Annotated in this window: 23 protein-coding genes; 19 read left to right on the top strand and 4 right to left on the bottom strand. The window is 45.1% G+C overall.

Features of this window, described 5'->3' with window-relative positions:
* Positions 1-126: 126 nt before the first annotated feature.
* On the top strand, positions 127-1,734 hold the full coding sequence (pyrG, locus tag NST22_RS19435) for a CTP synthase (glutamine hydrolyzing) (protein WP_003227612.1): 1,608 nt from the start codon (positions 127-129) through the stop codon (positions 1,732-1,734).
* Positions 1,735-1,815: 81 nt separating this feature from the next.
* Here pyrG and NST22_RS19430 read toward each other — a convergent pair whose 3' ends face one another.
* Positions 1,816-2,337 carry a DUF2529 domain-containing protein gene (locus NST22_RS19430; RefSeq protein WP_003242809.1) on the bottom strand — a complete coding sequence of 174 codons (522 nt, stop codon included), beginning with the start codon at positions 2,335-2,337 and terminating at the stop codon, positions 1,816-1,818.
* Positions 2,338-2,502: 165 nt separating this feature from the next.
* On the opposite strand from NST22_RS19430, the gene spo0F reads away from it, so the two are divergent.
* The 11 genes from spo0F to NST22_RS19375 all read left to right on the top strand — a co-directional run bounded on the left by spo0F (position 2,503) and on the right by NST22_RS19375 (position 13,050).
* A complete protein-coding gene (gene spo0F / locus NST22_RS19425; RefSeq protein WP_003227621.1) occupies positions 2,503-2,877 on the top strand; it encodes a sporulation initiation phosphotransferase Spo0F in 375 nt (124 codons plus the stop codon).
* 180 nt (positions 2,878-3,057) lie between these two features.
* Entirely contained in the window at positions 3,058-3,915 is an 858-nt protein-coding gene (locus tag NST22_RS19420; protein WP_003243339.1) for a class II fructose-bisphosphate aldolase, read from the top strand.
* 119 nt (positions 3,916-4,034) lie between these two features.
* A complete protein-coding gene (gene fsa / locus NST22_RS19415) occupies positions 4,035-4,673 on the top strand; it encodes a fructose-6-phosphate aldolase (protein ID WP_003227626.1) in 639 nt (212 codons plus the stop codon).
* A 378-nt stretch (positions 4,674-5,051) separates the two neighbouring features.
* Entirely contained in the window at positions 5,052-6,341 is a 1,290-nt protein-coding gene (locus tag NST22_RS19410; protein WP_003227628.1) for a UDP-N-acetylglucosamine 1-carboxyvinyltransferase, read from the top strand.
* A 30-nt stretch (positions 6,342-6,371) separates the two neighbouring features.
* Positions 6,372-7,337, top strand: a complete 966-nt coding sequence (gene glpX / locus NST22_RS19405; RefSeq protein ID WP_003242962.1) for a class II fructose-bisphosphatase — start codon at positions 6,372-6,374, stop codon at positions 7,335-7,337.
* Between the two features lie 214 nt (positions 7,338-7,551).
* Positions 7,552-7,713: a hypothetical protein gene (locus NST22_RS19400; protein ID WP_003227632.1), complete on the top strand. Its 162-nt coding sequence runs from the start codon at positions 7,552-7,554 to the stop codon at positions 7,711-7,713.
* Between the two features lie 30 nt (positions 7,714-7,743).
* Positions 7,744-9,027: a transcription termination factor Rho gene (rho, locus tag NST22_RS19395; protein WP_003221939.1), complete on the top strand. Its 1,284-nt coding sequence runs from the start codon at positions 7,744-7,746 to the stop codon at positions 9,025-9,027.
* A gap of 118 nt (positions 9,028-9,145) precedes the next feature.
* Entirely contained in the window at positions 9,146-9,346 is a 201-nt protein-coding gene (gene rpmE / locus NST22_RS19390; RefSeq protein ID WP_003151132.1) for a 50S ribosomal protein L31, read from the top strand.
* A gap of 88 nt (positions 9,347-9,434) precedes the next feature.
* A complete protein-coding gene (locus NST22_RS19385) occupies positions 9,435-10,022 on the top strand; it encodes a thymidine kinase (RefSeq protein ID WP_003243018.1) in 588 nt (195 codons plus the stop codon).
* Between the two features lie 289 nt (positions 10,023-10,311).
* A complete protein-coding gene (malS, locus tag NST22_RS19380) occupies positions 10,312-12,009 on the top strand; it encodes an oxaloacetate-decarboxylating malate dehydrogenase (protein WP_003244309.1) in 1,698 nt (565 codons plus the stop codon).
* An 81-nt stretch (positions 12,010-12,090) separates the two neighbouring features.
* Positions 12,091-13,050: an AEC family transporter gene (locus tag NST22_RS19375; protein WP_003242497.1), complete on the top strand. Its 960-nt coding sequence runs from the start codon at positions 12,091-12,093 to the stop codon at positions 13,048-13,050.
* Between the two features lie 33 nt (positions 13,051-13,083).
* On the opposite strand, the gene racA is transcribed toward NST22_RS19375, so the two are convergent.
* Positions 13,084-13,638: a chromosome-anchoring protein RacA gene (gene racA, locus NST22_RS19370; RefSeq protein ID WP_003227642.1), complete on the bottom strand. Its 555-nt coding sequence runs from the start codon at positions 13,636-13,638 to the stop codon at positions 13,084-13,086.
* 121 nt (positions 13,639-13,759) lie between these two features.
* On the bottom strand, positions 13,760-14,146 hold the full coding sequence (locus NST22_RS19365) for a VOC family protein (RefSeq protein WP_003227644.1): 387 nt from the start codon (positions 14,144-14,146) through the stop codon (positions 13,760-13,762).
* Positions 14,147-14,271: 125 nt separating this feature from the next.
* Here NST22_RS19365 and prfA point away from each other — a divergent pair, with 125 nt between their 5' ends.
* Genes prfA through NST22_RS19350 form a run of 3 tightly spaced genes read left to right on the top strand, consistent with a single transcriptional unit; the run spans position 14,272 to position 16,557 of the window.
* Positions 14,272-15,342 carry a peptide chain release factor 1 gene (gene prfA / locus NST22_RS19360; RefSeq protein WP_003227645.1) on the top strand — a complete coding sequence of 357 codons (1,071 nt, stop codon included), beginning with the start codon at positions 14,272-14,274 and terminating at the stop codon, positions 15,340-15,342.
* Between the two features lies 1 nt (position 15,343).
* A complete protein-coding gene (gene prmC, locus NST22_RS19355; protein ID WP_003227647.1) occupies positions 15,344-16,210 on the top strand; it encodes a peptide chain release factor N(5)-glutamine methyltransferase in 867 nt (288 codons plus the stop codon).
* A 59-nt stretch (positions 16,211-16,269) separates the two neighbouring features.
* On the top strand, positions 16,270-16,557 hold the full coding sequence (locus NST22_RS19350) for a DUF5316 family protein (RefSeq protein ID WP_003244050.1): 288 nt from the start codon (positions 16,270-16,272) through the stop codon (positions 16,555-16,557).
* Positions 16,558-16,573: 16 nt separating this feature from the next.
* On the opposite strand, the gene NST22_RS19345 is transcribed toward NST22_RS19350, so the two are convergent.
* Complete coding sequence (locus NST22_RS19345) at positions 16,574-16,936, bottom strand: UPF0715 family protein (RefSeq protein ID WP_003227651.1); 363 nt, start codon at positions 16,934-16,936, stop codon at positions 16,574-16,576.
* A 140-nt stretch (positions 16,937-17,076) separates the two neighbouring features.
* Between NST22_RS19345 and spoIIR the strand changes: the two genes are divergently transcribed.
* The 4 genes from spoIIR to NST22_RS19325 all read left to right on the top strand — a co-directional run bounded on the left by spoIIR (position 17,077) and on the right by NST22_RS19325 (position 20,094).
* A complete protein-coding gene (spoIIR, locus tag NST22_RS19340; RefSeq protein WP_003227654.1) occupies positions 17,077-17,751 on the top strand; it encodes a stage II sporulation protein R in 675 nt (224 codons plus the stop codon).
* A 66-nt stretch (positions 17,752-17,817) separates the two neighbouring features.
* Entirely contained in the window at positions 17,818-18,261 is a 444-nt protein-coding gene (locus NST22_RS19335; RefSeq protein ID WP_003244265.1) for a hypothetical protein, read from the top strand.
* Positions 18,262-18,417: 156 nt separating this feature from the next.
* Positions 18,418-19,458 carry an L-threonylcarbamoyladenylate synthase gene (locus tag NST22_RS19330; RefSeq protein WP_003227659.1) on the top strand — a complete coding sequence of 347 codons (1,041 nt, stop codon included), beginning with the start codon at positions 18,418-18,420 and terminating at the stop codon, positions 19,456-19,458.
* Positions 19,459-19,536: 78 nt separating this feature from the next.
* On the top strand, positions 19,537-20,094 hold the full coding sequence (locus tag NST22_RS19325; protein ID WP_003227661.1) for a manganese efflux pump MntP family protein: 558 nt from the start codon (positions 19,537-19,539) through the stop codon (positions 20,092-20,094).
* The last annotated feature ends 2 nt before the right edge of the window (positions 20,095-20,096 follow it).

Here is a 20,096-nt window from a genome sequence, read left to right as displayed (position 1 = left end):
ATTGAAAGGGAGCTTTCTTATTTTCACCCCTCATTTTTCTTATAAATCATTTAAAAGGCTAAATGATTTTTTATAAAATAGTACATTTTAAAAATGTAGCTAAGAGCGAAGAGAGGAGCAAACGAAATGACGAAATATATTTTTGTAACCGGGGGAGTTGTATCCTCACTTGGAAAGGGTATTGTAGCAGCTTCATTAGGGCGTTTGCTGAAAAACCGCGGACTGAACGTGACGATTCAAAAATTCGATCCATACATCAACGTTGACCCGGGAACAATGAGCCCGTACCAGCACGGTGAAGTATTCGTAACGGATGACGGCGCTGAAACAGACTTGGACCTTGGTCACTATGAGCGTTTTATCGACATTAACCTGAATAAATTCAGCAACGTGACAACAGGTAAAATCTATTCAACAGTTCTTAAAAAAGAACGCCGCGGAGATTACCTTGGAGGAACCGTACAGGTCATTCCGCACATCACAAACGAATTGAAAGACCGTGTTTACCGCGCAGGGAAAGAGACAAACGCAGATGTTGTCATTACAGAAATCGGCGGTACTGTCGGAGACATCGAATCACTGCCATTCCTTGAAGCGATCCGCCAAATGAAGAGCGACATCGGCCGTGAAAACGTAATGTACATCCACTGTACGCTCGTGCCTTACATTAAAGCTGCTGGCGAATTAAAAACAAAACCGACACAGCACAGCGTAAAAGAATTGCGCAGCTTGGGCATTCAGCCAAACATCATCGTCGTTCGTACAGAAATGCCGATTTCTCAAGATATGAAAGATAAAATCGCGCTTTTCTGCGACATCGATACAAAAGCGGTTATTGAATGTGAAGATGCGGACAACCTTTACTCCATTCCGCTGGAGCTTCAAAAACAAGGGCTTGATAAGCTTGTTTGCGAGCACATGAAATTGGCATGCAAAGAAGCGGAAATGTCCGAGTGGAAAGAGCTTGTTAACAAAGTCAGCAACCTGTCTCAAACGATTACAATCGGCCTTGTCGGCAAATACGTTGAGCTTCCTGACGCATACATTTCTGTTGTCGAGTCTCTCCGCCATGCGGGCTATGCGTTTGACACAGATGTAAAAGTGAAGTGGATCAACGCGGAAGAAGTGACAGAAAACAATATCGCAGAACTCACAAGCGGAACAGACGGCATCATTGTGCCGGGCGGATTCGGAGACCGCGGTGTTGAAGGGAAAATCGTCGCGACAAAATACGCGCGCGAAAACAACATTCCGTTCTTGGGCATTTGCTTGGGCATGCAGGTGGCGTCTATTGAATACGCACGAAACGTATTGGGCTTAAAAGGCGCTCACTCAGCGGAAATTGATCCGTCAACTCAATACCCGATCATTGATCTTCTTCCTGAACAAAAGGATGTTGAGGATCTTGGGGGAACGCTTCGTCTCGGCCTTTACCCTTGTAAGCTTGAAGAAGGCACGAAAGCCTTTGAAGTGTATCAGGATGAAGTGGTGTACGAGCGCCACCGCCACCGCTATGAGTTTAACAATGAATTCAGACAGCAAATGGAAGAGCAAGGCTTCGTATTCTCAGGCACAAGCCCTGATGGACGCCTTGTTGAAATCATCGAGCTGAAAGACCACCCTTGGTTCGTGGCTTCTCAGTTCCACCCAGAGTTCAAGTCAAGACCGACAAGACCTCAGCCTCTATTCAAAGGCTTTATCGGAGCGTCTGTCGAAGCTGCAAATCAGAAGTAATAAAAAAGACTTGCCGTTTGTCAAAAGCGGGCAAGTCTTTTTTATTTGTTTCCGGCAAGTTCCAGCATGTACAATAAGATATTATGCATACTCTTGCAGAATTTCTTTTAGTGTAAACGATAAAGCGTGATAGACATACAGTGCTGTCATTAAAGAGGGAAACCCGTAACGGGTGCCGTCTTCATCGGGAACAAGCGGCATTTTTAATTTAGAATCAATATGCACATCACAATACTGTTCTATTCCCGCACTGTCTTTGGCTGCGGGCGATACGCATACGACTCCCGCACCTTTTTCATAAAGCTCTTTTGCGAGCTCCTGTTCTTCGGCTGTGCCCGTCCCTGAGCAAAACATCAGCACCCTGTCGCTTTCTGTCACTTCCTCAGCGTTTTCTGGAAAGGCTTTGACAGATGGGAAGGGTTCTTTGCTTTCGGTGGCCTCATAAAAGACGCCCTGAAGCTCATTCGCTCCGTATAAATAAATGGAATGCCCGCTGATCACCGCTTGAGCAAGCAGCCGCGCCCCATCTTCAATCGCGTCAGATTCCTTATCCTGAATGCGGGAAAAAATACCTGTTAACTGCGTCGTGAATATTTTCAACATAAGTGAATCCTCCTTTATAACGTACAATATCAGTATACAACAAAAGAGAAAATGCTCAGAAAATGTCGTAAAGTAGACTATTATAATTAAAGGAAATAGGAAAATCAAACAGAATACATACAATACTGCTTACTTTTGACGAAAATCATAATATTGGGGTGTAAAATGATGAATGAAAAAATTTTAATCGTTGATGATCAATACGGCATTCGTATTTTGCTAAATGAAGTGTTCAATAAAGAAGGCTACCAGACGTTTCAGGCTGCGAACGGCCTGCAGGCGCTTGACATTGTGACAAAAGAACGGCCCGACCTTGTGCTGTTGGACATGAAAATTCCCGGCATGGACGGAATCGAAATCTTAAAACGGATGAAGGTCATTGACGAAAACATCCGGGTCATTATCATGACGGCATACGGAGAGCTCGACATGATCCAGGAATCGAAGGAATTGGGCGCTCTGACGCACTTTGCCAAGCCGTTTGACATCGACGAAATCAGAGACGCCGTCAAAAAATATCTGCCCCTGAAGTCTAACTGACAAAAAGAAGAAACAAATGAATCATGTCATTATGTTGCCGATTTGTCGAAAAGTTGGTATCCTAGTTATGGAGAAAAAGCGATCTGAGTATTTACATATGACAGCAATATATGGGTCATGCTAGGGTGGAAAGCTTTTTTCGCTAGAAGACAATCAGGCTACATAAGGAGGACATTCGACATGCCTTTAGTTTCTATGACGGAAATGTTGAATACAGCTAAAGAAAAAGGGTACGCTGTAGGACAATTTAACTTAAACAACCTTGAGTTTACTCAAGCGATTTTACAAGCAGCTGAAGAAGAAAAATCTCCAGTGATCCTTGGTGTTTCCGAAGGTGCGGGACGCTACATGGGCGGCTTCAAAACAGTCGTTGCTATGGTAAAAGCACTTATGGAAGAGTACAAAGTGACAGTTCCTGTTGCGATTCACTTAGACCACGGTTCAAGCTTTGAATCTTGTGCGAAAGCGATTCATGCAGGTTTCACATCTGTAATGATCGACGCTTCTCACCATCCATTTGAAGAAAACGTAGCAACAACTGCTAAAGTTGTTGAGCTTGCTCATTTCCACGGAGTATCTGTAGAAGCTGAGCTTGGAACAGTAGGCGGACAAGAAGATGACGTTATCGCTGAAGGCGTAATCTACGCTGATCCTAAAGAGTGCCAAGAGCTTGTTGAGCGCACTGGCATCGACTGCCTTGCACCTGCATTAGGTTCTGTTCACGGCCCTTACAAAGGTGAGCCAAACCTTGGCTTCAAAGAAATGGAAGAGATCGGAAAATCAACTGGCCTTCCGCTAGTTCTTCACGGCGGTACTGGAATTCCGACTGCTGACATCAAAAAATCAATTTCACTTGGTACAGCTAAAATCAACGTGAATACTGAAAACCAAATTTCTTCTGCAAAAGCTGTTCGCGAAACATTGGCAGCTAAGCCTGACGAGTACGATCCACGTAAATACCTTGGACCAGCTCGTGAAGCGATCAAAGAAACAGTTATCGGTAAAATGCGTGAATTTGGTTCTTCAAACCAAGCTTAATTCAATTGGAACTTTTTATAGCCGCCTGACAGCTTGACAGGCGGTTTTCCGTCTATCTTTAGAAAGCGCAATCATATTCGCAGTTCAGAAAATTTCTTAATCAGGGAGGCTTTTTGAAAATGTTATTCTTTGTTGATACAGCCAATATCGATGAAATTAGAGAAGCGAATGAATTAGGAATTCTCGCCGGTGTAACGACGAATCCTAGTTTAGTAGCAAAGGAAGCTAACGTATCATTCCACGACCGTCTTCGCGAGATCACAGACGTCGTGAAAGGGTCTGTAAGCGCAGAGGTTATTTCTTTGAAAGCTGAGGAAATGATCGAGGAAGGAAAAGAACTGGCGAAGATCGCTCCGAACATTACGGTGAAAATCCCAATGACGTCTGACGGTTTAAAAGCGGTAAGAGCACTTACTGACTTAGGCATCAAAACAAACGTTACATTGATCTTCAATGCCAACCAGGCGCTTCTTGCTGCCAGAGCGGGGGCAACATATGTATCTCCATTCCTGGGACGTTTAGATGACATCGGCCACAACGGGCTTGACCTGATTTCAGAAGTTAAACAGATTTTTGACATTCACGGCCTTGACACGCAAATCATTGCAGCGTCAATCCGCCATCCGCAGCACGTGACAGAAGCTGCTCTTAGAGGGGCTCATATCGGCACAATGCCGCTGAAAGTCATTCATGCGCTCACTAAACACCCGTTAACAGACAAAGGAATCGAACAATTCCTGGCAGACTGGAACAAATAATGAAAGGGGCGGCAAACAGCTTTATGCCTGTTTGCCGCGGCCTTTGTATTTCACCGACCTGATACAGCGGATCTTCAGATGCTGACGCCGCTTTACAGAGAAGGAATCATTGGGCTGCAGAAGCTGATATCGGAATGAAGGGTATGCGTACTGCTTTTGCCGGATGACGACGATGTCTCTCGAGCCGGCGGGTCTCTGTGCATCTTTTGAAACCTGTACCCCCCAAAGCTTCGCTATTTTCTTCCTGATATTTTACAATGTGTTGTATTCTTTCTCTTCGAATTGGCTAGATTTTGGACATGAGCTTTATTTGCAGAGACAGAATAAAATGACATTTTATTTAGCTCCGCAGCTATCTTCTTATGGAAGGAGACTATCATGGAAAAGTTGAATATTGCCGGCGGTGACTCGTTAAACGGTACAGTACATATCAGCGGCGCTAAAAACAGCGCTGTTGCGTTAATACCTGCAACCATTTTGGCAAATTCCGAGGTGACAATTGAAGGGCTTCCAGAGATTTCAGATATTGAAACGCTGCGTGACCTGTTAAAGGAAATCGGCGGCAACGTGCATTTTGAGAATGGGGAAATGGTTGTTGACCCTACGTCGATGATCAGCATGCCGCTTCCTAACGGGAAAGTAAAAAAGCTTCGCGCGTCATATTATTTAATGGGGGCGATGCTCGGCCGCTTCAAGCAGGCGGTCATTGGATTGCCTGGCGGCTGTCACTTAGGGCCCCGTCCGATTGATCAGCATATCAAAGGCTTTGAAGCACTCGGAGCTGAAGTAACCAATGAACAAGGCGCCATTTATTTGCGAGCTGAAAGGCTGAGAGGCGCACGGATTTATTTAGATGTCGTAAGCGTTGGGGCAACGATTAACATTATGCTCGCCGCTGTTTTGGCAGAAGGGAAAACGATCATCGAAAACGCTGCCAAGGAGCCTGAGATCATTGACGTCGCGACATTGCTTACCAGCATGGGCGCCAAAATCAAAGGTGCGGGCACCAATGTGATTCGAATCGACGGCGTGAAGGAACTGCACGGCTGCAAGCATACGATCATTCCGGACAGAATTGAAGCCGGGACATTTATGATTGCAGGGGCTGCAATGGGCAAGGAAGTCATTATCGATAACGTCATCCCTACTCATCTTGAGTCGTTAACGGCAAAGCTGAGAGAAATGGGCTATCATATCGAAACAAGCGACGACCAGCTCCTCATTGTCGGCGGGCAGAAGAACTTAAAGCCGGTTGACGTCAAAACCCTCGTATACCCGGGGTTTCCGACTGATTTACAGCAGCCGATGACGGCGCTCCTGACAAGGGCGAAAGGGACGAGTGTCGTCACAGACACCATCTACTCGGCAAGATTCAAGCACATTGATGAGCTGAGACGAATGGGTGCCAATATGAAAGTAGAAGGCAGATCTGCCATCATCACAGGTCCTGTCGAGCTTCAAGGCGCAAAAGTGAAGGCGAGTGATCTGCGTGCCGGAGCCTGCTTGGTGGTAGCCGGACTGATGGCTGATGGCGTCACGGAAATTACGGGACTGGAGCATATTGACCGAGGATACAGCAGCCTTGAGAAGAAGCTTGAGGGGCTTGGAGCGACAATTTGGCGTGAAAGAATGACTGACGAAGAAATAGAACAGCTTCAAAATTCATAATGGTTTCTTGTGAGAGGAGATCGTGTTGAAATGGAAAGAAGTTTATCAATGGAATTGGTACGTGTGACAGAAGCTGCGGCATTGGCATCAGCAAGATGGATGGGCCGGGGAAAAAAAGATGAGGCTGATGAAGCGGCAACAAGTGCAATGAGAGACGTTTTTGATACAGTGCCGATGAAAGGGACCGTTGTAATCGGTGAAGGGGAAATGGACGAAGCGCCAATGCTGTATATCGGGGAAAAACTCGGAAACGGGTACGGCCCTCGCGTTGATGTCGCAGTTGACCCTCTTGAAGGCACAAACATCTTAGCAAGCGGCGGCTGGAACGCGCTGACGGTTATCGCGGTCGCAGACCATGGCACGCTTCTGAATGCTCCTGACATGTATATGCAAAAAATCGCAGTCGGTCCGGAAGCGGTGGGCTGCATTGACATCGAAGCACCTGTCATTGACAACCTTAAAGCGGTGGCAAAAGCGAAAAACAAGGACGTTGAGGACGTCGTTGCCACAATTTTAAACCGTGAAAGACACGCAAAAATCATTTCCGAGCTTCGTGAGGCCGGCGCCAGAATCAAATTGATCAATGACGGCGATGTCGCAGGCGCCATCAACACGGCTTTCGACCACACGGGCGTTGATATCCTGTTCGGATCAGGCGGCGCTCCTGAGGGTGTGCTTTCCGCTGTTGCGCTAAAAGCACTCGGCGGAGAAATCATTGGTAAACTTCTTCCGCAAAGCGAAGAAGAAATCACTCGCTGTCACAAAATGGGCCTTGATTTAAGCAAAGTGCTTCGCATGGAAGACCTTGTGAAGGGTGATGACGCGATTTTTGCAGCTACAGGGGTTACTGACGGCGAGCTGTTAAAAGGAGTTCAATTCAAAGGCTCTGTCGGTACAACTGAAAGCTTAGTTATCCGTGCAAAATCGGGCACTGTTCGTTTCGTTGACGGCAGACACAGCTTGAAAAAGAAACCAAATCTTGTAATCCGTCCATAACAAACAGAAAAAGCGGGTGTGAGCCCGCTTTAACTTTTGCAGAAAAGCGTCAACTCTATCAATTCCGTGTCAAAACCTTATTTCAGTTGAATAATTTTTTGAAATAAGGTAAAAATAAAGAGTGCTGCGAATTTTACTGCGTAATACCTTCTTTTAAGCACTAGGAAAGTTTCAATTTCTACCGCATACAGACGATATAAGTATTGATCTTCTCATGTTTTTGTCCTCGCTTCCTTCAAAACTCATTAAGACAATCCTTTTAACAAAAGCGCCGATCATGGGTGGAAGTGTTACCGATAGAAGTTCCTTTATGTTAAAAAAAGAATGTGCTTTGGCGGATGTTGTGCAAAAGCAGCAGATGACATGTTCAGAGTAAGATATTGACTATGAAAAGCGTGGTGTTTTTATGAAAGACGTATCTATTTCCTCTTTGGAAAATATGAAATTGAAAGAGCTTTATGAACTTGCAAGACATTATAAAATCTCCTATTACAGCAAACTGACAAAAAAAGAACTCATTTTCGCCATTCTGAAAGCGAATGCAGAACAGGAAGATCTGCTGTTTATGGAAGGCGTTCTCGAGATCATCCAGTCTGAAGGTTTCGGATTCCTGAGACCGATCAACTACTCTCCAAGCTCAGAAGACATTTACATCTCAGCTTCACAAATCCGCCGTTTCGATTTGCGGAACGGAGACAAAGTATCTGGCAAGGTTCGCCCGCCAAAAGAAAATGAGCGTTACTATGGACTTTTGCACGTTGAAGCAGTAAATGGGGATGATCCCGAATCTGCAAAAGAGCGTGTGCATTTCCCGGCTCTTACGCCACTTTATCCGGATCGTCAAATGGTGCTTGAAACAAAGCCGAACTTCTTGTCTACAAGAATTATGGACATGATGGCGCCGGTTGGATTTGGGCAGCGCGGATTGATTGTTGCGCCGCCGAAAGCCGGAAAAACGATGTTGCTGAAGGAAATTGCCAACAGCATTACAGCGAACCAGCCTGAAGCAGAGCTGATCGTGCTTTTAATTGACGAAAGACCTGAGGAAGTAACCGATATCGAGCGCTCTGTAGCTGGGGATGTCGTCAGCTCAACGTTTGATGAAGTGCCGGAAAACCATATCAAAGTGGCCGAGCTTGTGCTTGAACGTGCGATGCGTCTCGTGGAACACAAAAAAGACGTCATTATCCTGATGGACAGCATCACACGTCTTGCCCGCGCCTACAACTTAGTGATTCCGCCAAGTGGAAGAACGCTTTCCGGGGGGATTGACCCAGCGGCGTTCCACCGTCCGAAACGCTTCTTTGGGGCTGCGAGAAATATCGAAGAGGGCGGCAGCTTAACCATCCTTGCTACGGCTCTGGTCGATACAGGTTCACGTATGGATGATGTCATTTATGAAGAATTCAAGGGAACAGGCAACATGGAGCTCCATCTTGACCGCTCTCTTGCCGAGCGCCGCATCTTCCCTGCCATCGATATCCGCCGTTCAGGAACGCGCAAAGAAGAGCTGCTTGTGCCTAAAGAGCATCTTGATCGTTTATGGTCTATCCGCAAAACGATGTCTGATTCACCTGATTTCGCAGAAAAGTTCATGAGAAAAATGAAAAAAACCAAAACAAACCAGGAATTTTTCGATATTCTCAATCAAGAATGGAAACAGGCAAATCTATCATCTGCAAGAAGGTAAATTGTATTTGCAAAAGAAGTAAATCACTGATATAATTTTCTCATATGCGTTTCGGACAATGCTCCGAAATAATAACTCTGTTTCCACACGGGATTCAGGGCGGAAGGAGATGGATACAATGAAAGCAGGAATTCATCCTAATTTCAAAAAAGCAACAGTTAAATGCGCTTGCGGAAATGAATTTGAAACAGGCTCAGTAAAAGAAGAGGTACGCGTTGAGATTTGCTCTGAATGCCACCCATTCTACACTGGCCGTCAAAAATTCGCTTCTGCTGATGGTCGTGTTGATCGCTTTAACAAAAAATACGGTCTTAAGTAATAATAGATTTCTCAACAGGCAAGCAGCAGTCTTGCCTGTTTTTTATATTGTCTAAAACACAGCTGGCAGAGAGAGGGGAGCGAAGCCTATGTACATAATGAAACAAAGCGGGTGGCTTGAGCTGATTTGCGGCAGCATGTTCTCGGGGAAATCTGAAGAGCTGATCAGAAGAGTGAAGAGAGCAACTTATGCCAAGCAGGAAGTCAGGGTATTTAAGCCTGTAATTGATAACCGATACAGCGAAGCTGCTGTTGTCTCCCATAATGGAACATCGATGACGAGCTATGCCATTTCGTCTGCTGCGGACATTTGGGATCACATCAGTGAAAGTACAGATGTGGTTGCGGTTGATGAAGTGCAGTTTTTTGATCAGGAAATTGTTGAGGTTTTATCATCTCTTGCCGATAAAGGCTACCGTGTGATAGCAGCAGGCCTTGATATGGATTTTAGGGGAGAGCCGTTCGGTGTCGTCCCGAATATCATGGCGATTGCGGAAAGTGTGACAAAGCTGCAAGCCGTCTGTTCTGTTTGCGGATCACCGGCGAGCAGAACACAGCGCCTCATTGACGGCAAACCTGCTTCTTACGATGATCCGGTCATTTTGGTTGGTGCAGCTGAATCATATGAAGCAAGATGCAGACATCATCACGAAGTCCCAGGTAAATCTAAAAAATAGTCCAAAACATGGGTATAAAGATAGAATGCACCGGCTAAAAACACCGGTGTTTTTTTTATATTCTGATAATATTCAATTAAAAAATTTAAATAAGTATATTAAAAAATTAAGTAATTTTCTTCTCTTGAATTTTGATTTTGACAGGCATACAATAGCTTACGTAATGTAAATAGTTTTGAGACATTGTTCGAATAATTGTCACAAAGTCGCATAAAGATCATGATCGGTCATATTTTAGATGGGTTATTACTTAACTTGGTTAACTATTTCAAGAAAGAAGGAGATTTGCTTGAATAACATAAAAAAAACGAAAGAAGGCCACTTAGAAACAACTCTTAGAGGAAAAGAAGTTTTATCTATTCCTACTTTAAATAAAGGCGTTGCTTTTTCACTAGAAGAAAGACAAGAACTCGGCTTAGAAGGGCTTCTGCCGCCAACTGTACTTTCTCTTGATCAACAAGCACAACGCGCGTACGAGCAATTCCAAGCGCAGCCTGACCGCCTTCGTCAAAATGTTTACTTAAGTGATCTTGCAAACCGTAACGAAGTTCTTTTCTATAAATTGCTGAAAAACCATCTTCGCGAAATGCTTCCTGTTGTGTACACGCCAACAGTTGGTGAAGCGATTCAGGAATACAGCCATGAATATAGAAGACCTCAAGGAATCTACTTGTCAATCGATAACATTGACGGTATTGAAAAAGCGTTTGAAAACCTTCATGCGACAGCAGGCGATATTGATCTTATCGTTGCTACTGACTCCGAAAGCATTCTCGGTATCGGTGACTGGGGTGTAGGCGGTATTAATATTGCAATCGGTAAATTGGCTGTCTACACTGCTGCAGCTGGTATTGACCCTAGCCGTGTTATCCCGGTTGTGCTTGATGTCGGTACGAACAACGAAAAACTTCTAAACGATCCTTTATATATTGGTAACAAGCATGAACGTGTTCAAGGTGAACGCTACGAAGCTTTCATTGACGCTTATGTAAAAGCTGCATTGAAATTCTTCCCTAAAGCGCTTCTTCACTGGGAAGACCTTGGCAACAAAAATGCACGCAACATCATGAAAAAATACAATCATGAAATCCTGACATTTAATGATGATATTCAAGGTACTGGCGCGATTACACTTGCAGGTGTGCTTGCCGCTATGAAGAAAACCGGCGCTTCTATTAAAGATCAGCGTGTTGTTATCTTCGGTGCTGGTTCTGCTGGTATCGGTATTGCTGACCAAATCCGTGACACAATGGTGCTAGCCGGATTATCTGAAGAAGAAGCTAACAAACGTTTCTACACACTTGATTACAGAGGCTTGCTGACTGAAGACATCGAAGGCATCCTTGATTTCCAAAAACCTTACCTTCGCAATGCGGATGAAGTGAAAGACTGGAAGCGCGATGAAAAAGGTCAAATTCCATTCGATGAAGTTGTTCGTCAAGCGAAACCAACAATCTTGATTGGTACTTCAGGGGTTTCAGGTGCATTCACAGAGGAAATTGTAAAAGAAATGGCATCTCACGTAGACCGTCCGGTTATCATGCCGATGTCTAACCCGACTCACCTTGCTGAAGCTGTTCCTGAAGATCTGTTCAAATGGACTGACGGAAAAGTGCTTATTGCAACAGGAAGCCCATTTGACAATGTAGAATACAACGGTGTTTCTTATGAAATCGGACAATCTAACAACGCATTCGCGTTCCCTGGTCTTGGACTTGGTTCAATTGTAGCTGAAGCGCGTATCATTACACCTGCTATGTTTGCTGCAACTGCTGATGCGATTGCTGAAATGGTTGATCTTGAAACACCTGGAGCAGGATTGCTTCCAAGCATTGATAAGCTTCAAGAGGTTTCTATCCAAGTTGCGATTGCCGTTGCTGAAGCAGCAATTAAAGACGGCGTGGCAAATCGTCAGCCTGAAGATGTGAAACAAGCGGTACTTGATGCAATGTGGACACCTGAATACAAAAAAGTCATCGCGAAATAATTAGCGAGTAAATTTTTCTGTCCGAGGGAAAGCTTTTTGTAAAGCTAAAGTATACGGACATAGGATTTGGAGGAGAATATTTTGAGCATCTTAGATATCTTAATCCTCCTGGCGCCGATCTTCTTTGTTATCGTGCTGGGTTGGTTTGCAGGACATTTTGGAAGTTATGATGCCAAGTCGGCAAAAGGGGTAAGTACGTTAGTAACGAAATACGCACTTCCAGCTCACTTTATCGCTGGTATTTTGACAACTTCCAGAAGTGAATTTTTATCACAAGTACCTTTAATGATTTCTTTAATTATTGGGATTGTTGGTTTCTATATCATCATTCTTTTGGTTTGCAGATTTATATTCAAGTATGATTTAACGAACTCATCTGTATTTTCTTTGAACTCTGCACAGCCGACATTCGCATTTATGGGTATCCCGGTATTGGGAAGCTTATTCGGAGCGAATGAAGTTGCGATTCCGATCGCGGTCACAGGTATCGTGGTTAACGCGATTCTTGATCCGCTCGCGATCATTATCGCTACTGTTGGTGAGTCTTCTAAGAAAAACGAAGAGAGTGGCGACAGCTTCTGGAAGATGACAGGAAAATCAATCCTGCATGGTCTTTGTGAGCCGCTTGCAGCTGCTCCGTTAATCAGTATGATCTTGGTGCTGGTTTTCAATTTCACTCTTCCTGAGCTGGGTGTTAAAATGCTTGATCAGCTTGGAAGCACAACATCTGGTGTTGCTCTCTTCGCTGTTGGTGTTACCGTTGGTATTCGTAAAATTAAACTCAGTATGCCGGCTATCGGTATTGCGTTACTAAAAGTTGCGGTTCAGCCTGCGTTAATGTTCCTGATTGCTCTTGCTATCGGACTTCCAGCTGACCAAACAACAAAAGCAATCCTTCTTGTTGCATTCCCTGGTTCTGCCGTTGCAGCCATGATTGCGACTCGTTTCGAGAAACAAGAAGAAGAAACTGCAACTGCGTTTGTGGTCAGTGCGATTCTGTCATTGATTTCACTTCCAATCATTATCGCGCTTACTGCGTAACAAAAAAAGCTCCCTTTAAGGGAGCTTTTTGCTTTAGGTTTGAAATTTGAACAGTGACAGCAGCGGTTTTTTTCTTGTTTTGGTTTTTTCAGAAGCAGCAGCAGTCTCGGGGATCGAATGAGCGGTGAATTCTTTCATTTGTGAGGTCAGTGATTGCAGATCTGCAAGAATATCATCGATTTCTCTGCGGTGCTGAAGCAGCTGGTAAGATACACCTTCATCGGCTTTTTGTTTCAGCTGGCGTTCCAGTTCCGACATCCTTGCCATCAATTCGCTTTCGTCCTGCCTTTGCTGTAAAAGGGTGTCCAGCTTTTGTTCAAGCTGCTCGATTCTTCGTTCTGTGTCGCTACTTGTTTTTTGGACAAGGAAGCCTGTGCGCTTTTTAGCGCTTTTCGGCAGATGAATATCCTGAATCGCCGTGCCTTCAGAGATTTGTTTTTGAACGGATTTTAGAACCTTCACGTCTTCTGCCGTGAACGAATAGTGTCCGAGCTCATTGCGTTCGGCCGGAAGATTCAGCTGCTTCACCCACCGCTGCACCGTCTTTGCGGAGACGCCGAGTTCACTTGCTACCATATTTGTATTCATGATCCCATACCTCCTTTTAAGCTAGGTATTCGACCATAGAATGCGGTTCCCTTCCCGTTAGACAAAACAAGAAAAGATTCGGCAAAGAAAGTGGGTATCTCCTTTTTTTCTTCAAAAACTGTTATTGTTCATACAGTTCTAATGGAAGCTGGTCAGGATCAAAAAAGAAGGTGAAACGCTTGCCGGTCAGCGGATCTGTTCTGATTGGCTCTGTTTCGATTCCTTTTTCATGAAGCTCTTGAACAGCTTTATCCAAGCTGCCGACTGTAAAGGCGAGGTGGCGCAGGCCTGCGGCTTCAGGCCGGGTTTGTCGTTCGGGCGGATCGGGAAACGAGAACAGCTCAATGACATACGAGCCGTTAAGCGACAAATCAAGCTTATAGGAGCCGCGCTCTTCGCGGTACGTTTCTTGAATCACCTGAAAACCAAGCTTATGTACGTAGAAAGCTTTCGACTTTTCGTAATCTGAACATATGATTGCAATATGATGTATGGATTTCAGCAACATCATCCCTCCTCGAATTCCAGTATAGCAGAGGGAGCTTTTCCAGCTGGGATTGAAATGCTTTTGACTGGGGTTAATCACTATACTATAATGAGAATGTTACGCACAGGAAAACAGAGGTGAAGACCGTGTTAGACCGTTTAAAATCAATTGAAGAACGATACGAGAAATTAAATGAGCTTTTGAGCGATCCAGAAGTAGTCAACGATCCGAAAAAGCTAAGAGAATATTCAAAAGAGCAATCTGATATACAAGAAACAGTTGACGTATATAGACAATACAGAGATGCGTCAGAACAGCTGGCTGATGCAAAAGCGATGCTTGAAGAGAAGCTGGATGCTGAGATGCGCGACATGGTGAAGGAAGAGATTTCTGAACTTCAGAAGGAAACGGAAACACTGTCAGAACGGCTGAAGGTGCTCCTGATCCCGAAAGATCCTAATGACGACAAAAACGTTATCATGGAGATCCGCGGGGCTGCGGGAGGCGAGGAAGCCGCTTTATTCGCGGGCAATCTGTACAGAATGTATTCCCGTTATGCTGAGCTTCAGGGCTGGAAAACAGAGGTCATGGAAGCGAATGTAACCGGAACGGGCGGCTACAAAGAGATCATCTTTATGATTACAGGAAGCGGCGCGTATTCTAAACTCAAATATGAAAACGGCGCCCACCGCGTACAGCGTGTTCCGGAAACAGAATCAGGCGGACGCATCCATACATCCACTGCAACAGTGGCATGTCTTCCTGAGGCAGAAGAGGTAGAGGTCGACATCCATGAGAAGGATATCCGTGTCGATACATTTGCTTCAAGCGGACCGGGCGGACAAAGCGTTAACACAACAATGTCTGCGGTTCGTCTGACTCACTTGCCGACAGGTGTTGTTGTATCATGCCAGGATGAAAAATCTCAAATTAAGAACAAAGAAAAAGCAATGAAGGTTCTCCGTGCCAGAATCTATGATAAATTTCAGCAGGAAGCCCAGGCTGAATATGATCAAACACGGAAATCAGCAGTCGGATCTGGTGACCGCTCTGAACGTATCCGCACATACAACTTCCCGCAAAACCGTGTGACGGATCACAGAATCGGTTTGACGATTCAAAAGCTTGATCAGATTCTTGAAGGAAAACTTGACGAAGTGGTTGAAGCGCTGATTGTTGAAGATCAGGCAAGCAAGCTTCAGCAGTCGGAAGGTTAAGATGAAGACGATATTCGAAGCCCTGAAATGGGCTTCTTCTTATTTAACCGAAGCGGGAAGAGAAGAAAATGCGGCCGAGCTCCTATTGCTTTATGATACCGGAATGGAGAGAAGCAAGCTGCTCGCAAGCTTACAGGAACCGATTGGTGAAGACGAACTGTATCGCTTTAAGCGTCACGTTGAGATGCATAAAGAGGGCGTGCCGGTTCAATACATTATAGGAAAAGAGTTTTTTTATGGACGGGAATTTATGGTGAATGATGATGTGCTGATCCCGCGGCCGGAAACTGAAGAAGTTGTCTTTCATTTGCTTGAAAAATATCGGAGTGTTTTTTCTGAAGACGGCAAGCTCGAAGTTGTTGACGTTGGTACAGGGAGCGGCGCAATAGCCGTCACGCTTGCGCTTGAAAACCAAAGCTTTTCTGTGTCGGCGGTCGATATTTCGAAAGAGGCGCTGCAAGTCGCCTCTGCCAATGCAGAAAAACTCGGAGCGAATGTGCGCTTTTATCAGGGCGATCTGCTTGAGCCTTTTATTAAGGCGGGAAAAAAAGCGGATATCATTGTCTCAAACCCGCCATATATTTCAGAGGAAGAAATGGCTGATTTATCGGAAATTGTCCGTTTTCATGAGCCGCTGCACGCACTCACCGATGGCGGAGACGGGCTGAAATTTTATAAGCGGTTTATGGAAGACATTCCGCTTGTTATGAAGGATAAAGTATTTGTCGTTTTTGAAATCGGCTGGAAACAGGGAGCGGCGGTCAAAGACCTGATCCTCAAGGCGTTTAAGGGGGCGGAAGTGGAAGTGCTGAAAGATATTAATGGAAAAGACAGAACCATATGCGCTCTGATTCATAAAAATAAATAAGCAGCTTGCTGGCGAGTGAATGGATCAAGCTGTTTAACACCAGCAAAGGGGATGTAAACATGAAAAAGGCCCTGACAGCAGGAATCCTGCTCATTGCGATTGAGAGCATGATTGGCACCATTTTTCCGCAGGCTCTTTCATATGAAGCGATTTTTGGCGTTGCGTCTCTCGTTTTAGTGGGGCTCGCGATCATTACATCGGGTTTGGCTGTAAGCGGAAGCGATCAGCGGGCAAACTACCATTCAGAAACCAAAGAAGGCCGTACATCTCGCATGAAAATGGCGGCCGCTTTCTTTGTTGCGGCGATACCTTCCATTCTATGTTATTTACTGACGATTTTGTTTTAATAAAAAAGGAAGCCTCTTAGGCTTCCTTTTTTTGCAGTAAAACAGAATCCCATATCCAATAGATAAGAGCTGTTAATACAGCGAAAAGATAAAAGGCTGTATTTTGAAACAGAGATTGTCCCGAAGGCTGAAGCATGCCGAAAATGATCGCGTTGGCAATAAAAGCAGCGGCAAGGTAATACAGCAGATACAAAGGGCTGAAACGTTTCGGCTTTTTATTCATCATGATTTGAAGCGGCAGTGCGAAGATCAAATAAGGAAACAGAAAATAAAATGCCATTGTGATGAGAGCGGCAATGATAAATGAATGAATATAAATTACTGAATAAAGAACGGACATCGTGAATGCTGATAACAGCACTGTATAATTGTATTTCATCTTAAACCTCCTAAAACACTATCGTACCATAAATAAGATTAACAGCTTGCTAGATTTTTTTCACCCTGCACGTTTATCCCAGGCTCTCCTTGTCCATAATAGGGCTAGAAACAAAGCACGGAGAGGAACGGTGGGGACCGATGAAAAAAACAGTAATCATTTGTATATATATCTTTCTTTTATTATCCGGAGCGCTCGTAGGGCTGGCAAAAGAAGAGACGGCACAAAAATCGGAAAATCAGCCGGTGGTCATACCTGATCAGGCGATTCGTTTGAGAATACTGGCAAACAGCGATAGTGATCAAGACCAGCAATTAAAACGTCATATAAGAGACGCGGTGAATAAAGAAATCACAACTTGGGTAAAGGATATTACTTCTATTGAAGAAGCGCGTCGCGTGATTCGTTCAAAGCTGCCTGAAATCAAAGCAATTGCAAAGGAAACAATGGAGAAAGAAGGAGCGAATCAGTCGATATCCGTTGATTTTGACAAAATCTCGTTTCCGACAAAGCTTTACGGCAACATGGTATATCCCGCTGGTGAGTATGAAGCGATTTTGATTACGCTTGGAAACGGAGACGGCGCCAACTGGTGGTGTGTGCTGTTCCCGCCCCTCTGCTTTCTTGATTTTTCTAACGGGGAAGCCGTCAAAGAACAAGAAGATAAAGAAGCCTCAAAAAAGCAGACTGAAAAAGTGCTTGAGGACGTAACCGCTAAAGCGGAAAAAGCCAAAAAAGAAGAGAACGAAGAAAAAGAAGACGGCACAGAAGTGAAATTCTTTTTAGTCGAATGGATTTCCGACCTTTTTTCCTAATCATCTGGTCTAAAAATAGATTTGCCTCATAGATTGGAAGAAAGAACGCAAAAACGGGGTGAACGGATGTTTTATCAACTGCGGGTGGCAAGGGAAAAAGACGGAGATGTGCTCGAGGCATTTTTAAAACAGGCAAAAACCAGCTATGAAGGCGTGAAAGAAGGCTTCACTCAATTTCTTATGCTGGAGGACAGTGAGAAAAACATTGCCGGATGCCTCGGTATTGAAAAAATAAGCTGTGACCAGGGGCTGCTGCGATCACTTGTCATATCGGACAAGCTTCACCAAGGCCACATCGTCACGCTTTTTCAAAGCATGGAGGTGCTGTGCGAAAAGCATCAGATCAAAACCGTGTACCTAGTAGCAAATCAGCATTCCTCTGCGGACTTTCTGACGGCCATGGGTTTTGAAAGAGCTGAGAGTGTACCGGAGGAGCTGTTTTCTTCTGATCACTTCTGTGAATCGCGGCAAACAGAAGGAGCCGTTTTGATGAAAAAAGCGTCTGGATAAGTGCAGTTTATACACATACTTATCCACTTCTTTATTAGCGTTGTCCACAATTTGTGGATAACGCTTGTTTTATTACAGGACATCTTTTATACTTTCAAAAGGATTACACGCGTAAAACAATCGTTTTATTGTTGTGAATAAGGAGTTTGGTCAGAAATGAAAACGAAAAGATGGTTTGTGGATGTAACTGACGAGTTATCCACAAATGATCCACAAATTGCACAAGCAGCCGCTTTGCTCCGAGAAAATGAGGTCGTTGCCTTTCCGACAGAAACAGTATATGGCCTAGGCGCAAACGCAAAAAATACGGATGCCGTCAAAAAAATATATGAGGCGAAAGGGCGGCCGAGCGATAATCCCCTGATTGTCCACATTGCGGATATCAGCCAGCTTGAGGATTTAACGGGCCCGGCGCCGGAAAAGGCGAAAACATTGATGAAACGGTTTTGGCCGGGAGCACTTACGCTCATTCTGCCTTGCAAACCTGATGCGCTTTCACCTCGTGTAACGGCAGGTCTTGAAACGGTTGCCATTAGAATGCCGGATCATCCGCTTGCCCTTGCATTGATTCGCGAATCGGGACTGCCGATTGCAGCACCGAGCGCCAATCTATCAGGCAAGCCAAGTCCCACAAAAGCGGAGCATGTGGCTCACGACTTGGATGGCCGCATAGCCGGTATTGTGGATGGAGGCCCTACCGGAATCGGGGTCGAATCAACTGTGCTTTCATGTGCGGACGACATCCCTGTTCTCTTGCGTCCTGGCGGCATTACGAAGGAACAAATTGAAGCGGTGATCGGGCCGATCCATGTGGATAAAGGGCTCAGCGACCAAAACGAGAAGCCGATTTCTCCAGGGATGAAATATACACATTATGCGCCGACAGCGCCTCTTGCCATTTGCGAAGGCAGCCCAGAGCGCATTCAGCACCTCATTCAAGAATATCAACAGGGTGGAAGACGGGTCGGTGTCCTGACGACAGAAGAAAAAGCGGGCGTTTATTCCGCTGATTATGTGAAGAGCTGCGGAAGACGGGCTCAGCTTGAGACTGTTGCGGCAGGGCTGTATGATGCTTTGCGCAGCTTTGATGAGAATAAGGTGGATTTCATTATAGCGGAATCCTTTCCGGATACAGGTGTCGGTCTTGCTATTATGAACAGGCTGATGAAAGCCGCCGGAGGAAGAGTGATTCGCTGAAAGCAGTCAGATGTTCTAACCCTTTTTGGACACGCATAGGCTAAAAAAGCGGGGCGTGTCCAAGGGGGTTATTTATGTATGTCGGATTTGTTTATAGGCGAACTGATTACATTAAGCATCATGGCGTTTGCTTTAGGGATGGATGCTTTTTCTGTCGGCCTTGGAATGGGCATGGTCAAACTTAGAAAGAAGCAGATATTCTATATTGGTTTCATCATCGGCCTCTTTCACGTCATCATGCCTCTCGCAGGGATGGCGGCCGGTAACATGCTGTCAGGGCTCCTCGGCGTGTTAGCGGTTTATATCGGTGGGGCGCTGCTTTTTGTTCTTGGGGTTCAAATGCTTATGGCCTCTTTTAAACAGTCAGAAGAACGATTCATGTCACCGGCAGGGCCGGGCTTATTGCTGTTTGCCATCGGCGTCAGCCTTGACAGCTTTTCCGTCGGCTTGAGCTTGGGGATATACGGCTCGCATCCGCTCCTCACAATTACCCTGTTCGGGCTGTTCAGCATGATGTTGACATGGCTGGGCCTGCTGGTCGGAAAACAAGTGCAGTCATGGCTTGGCACATACAGCGAAGCGCTCGGGGGCATCATATTAATCGTGTTTGGATTAAAGCTGCTTTTGCCAATTTAATA

It is taken from the genome of Bacillus sp. PS237 (assembly GCF_037963345.1).
GTDB lineage: Bacteria > Bacillota > Bacilli > Bacillales > Bacillaceae > Bacillus > Bacillus subtilis.
Note: the sequence above shows the minus strand (reverse complement) of the source record. Positions and strands in the feature narration are given on the sequence as shown.

Coding starts and splice junctions, on each gene's coding strand:
- pyrG (WP_003227612.1), top strand. CDS start 127: ATGACGAAATATATTTTTGTAACCGGGGGAGTTGTATCCTCACTTGGA.
- spo0F (WP_003227621.1), top strand. CDS start 2,503: ATGATGAATGAAAAAATTTTAATCGTTGATGATCAATACGGCATTCGT.
- glpX (WP_003242962.1), top strand. CDS start 6,372: ATGGAAAGAAGTTTATCAATGGAATTGGTACGTGTGACAGAAGCTGCG.
- NST22_RS19365 (WP_003227644.1), bottom strand. CDS start 14,146: ATGTTGCTGAAATCCATACATCATATTGCAATCATATGTTCAGATTAC.
- rpmE (WP_003151132.1), top strand. CDS start 9,146: ATGAAAGCAGGAATTCATCCTAATTTCAAAAAAGCAACAGTTAAATGC.
- NST22_RS19400 (WP_003227632.1), top strand. CDS start 7,552: ATGTTTTTGTCCTCGCTTCCTTCAAAACTCATTAAGACAATCCTTTTA.
- prmC (WP_003227647.1), top strand. CDS start 15,344: ATGAAGACGATATTCGAAGCCCTGAAATGGGCTTCTTCTTATTTAACC.
- NST22_RS19385 (WP_003243018.1), top strand. CDS start 9,435: ATGTACATAATGAAACAAAGCGGGTGGCTTGAGCTGATTTGCGGCAGC.
- NST22_RS19330 (WP_003227659.1), top strand. CDS start 18,418: ATGAAAACGAAAAGATGGTTTGTGGATGTAACTGACGAGTTATCCACA.
- NST22_RS19325 (WP_003227661.1), top strand. CDS start 19,537: ATGTCGGATTTGTTTATAGGCGAACTGATTACATTAAGCATCATGGCG.
- racA (WP_003227642.1), bottom strand. CDS start 13,638: ATGAATACAAATATGGTAGCAAGTGAACTCGGCGTCTCCGCAAAGACG.
- NST22_RS19410 (WP_003227628.1), top strand. CDS start 5,052: ATGGAAAAGTTGAATATTGCCGGCGGTGACTCGTTAAACGGTACAGTA.
- NST22_RS19420 (WP_003243339.1), top strand. CDS start 3,058: ATGCCTTTAGTTTCTATGACGGAAATGTTGAATACAGCTAAAGAAAAA.
- rho (WP_003221939.1), top strand. CDS start 7,744: ATGAAAGACGTATCTATTTCCTCTTTGGAAAATATGAAATTGAAAGAG.
- NST22_RS19335 (WP_003244265.1), top strand. CDS start 17,818: ATGTTTTATCAACTGCGGGTGGCAAGGGAAAAAGACGGAGATGTGCTC.
- NST22_RS19350 (WP_003244050.1), top strand. CDS start 16,270: ATGAAAAAGGCCCTGACAGCAGGAATCCTGCTCATTGCGATTGAGAGC.
- fsa (WP_003227626.1), top strand. CDS start 4,035: ATGTTATTCTTTGTTGATACAGCCAATATCGATGAAATTAGAGAAGCG.
- spoIIR (WP_003227654.1), top strand. CDS start 17,077: ATGAAAAAAACAGTAATCATTTGTATATATATCTTTCTTTTATTATCC.
- NST22_RS19345 (WP_003227651.1), bottom strand. CDS start 16,936: ATGAAATACAATTATACAGTGCTGTTATCAGCATTCACGATGTCCGTT.
- NST22_RS19430 (WP_003242809.1), bottom strand. CDS start 2,337: ATGTTGAAAATATTCACGACGCAGTTAACAGGTATTTTTTCCCGCATT.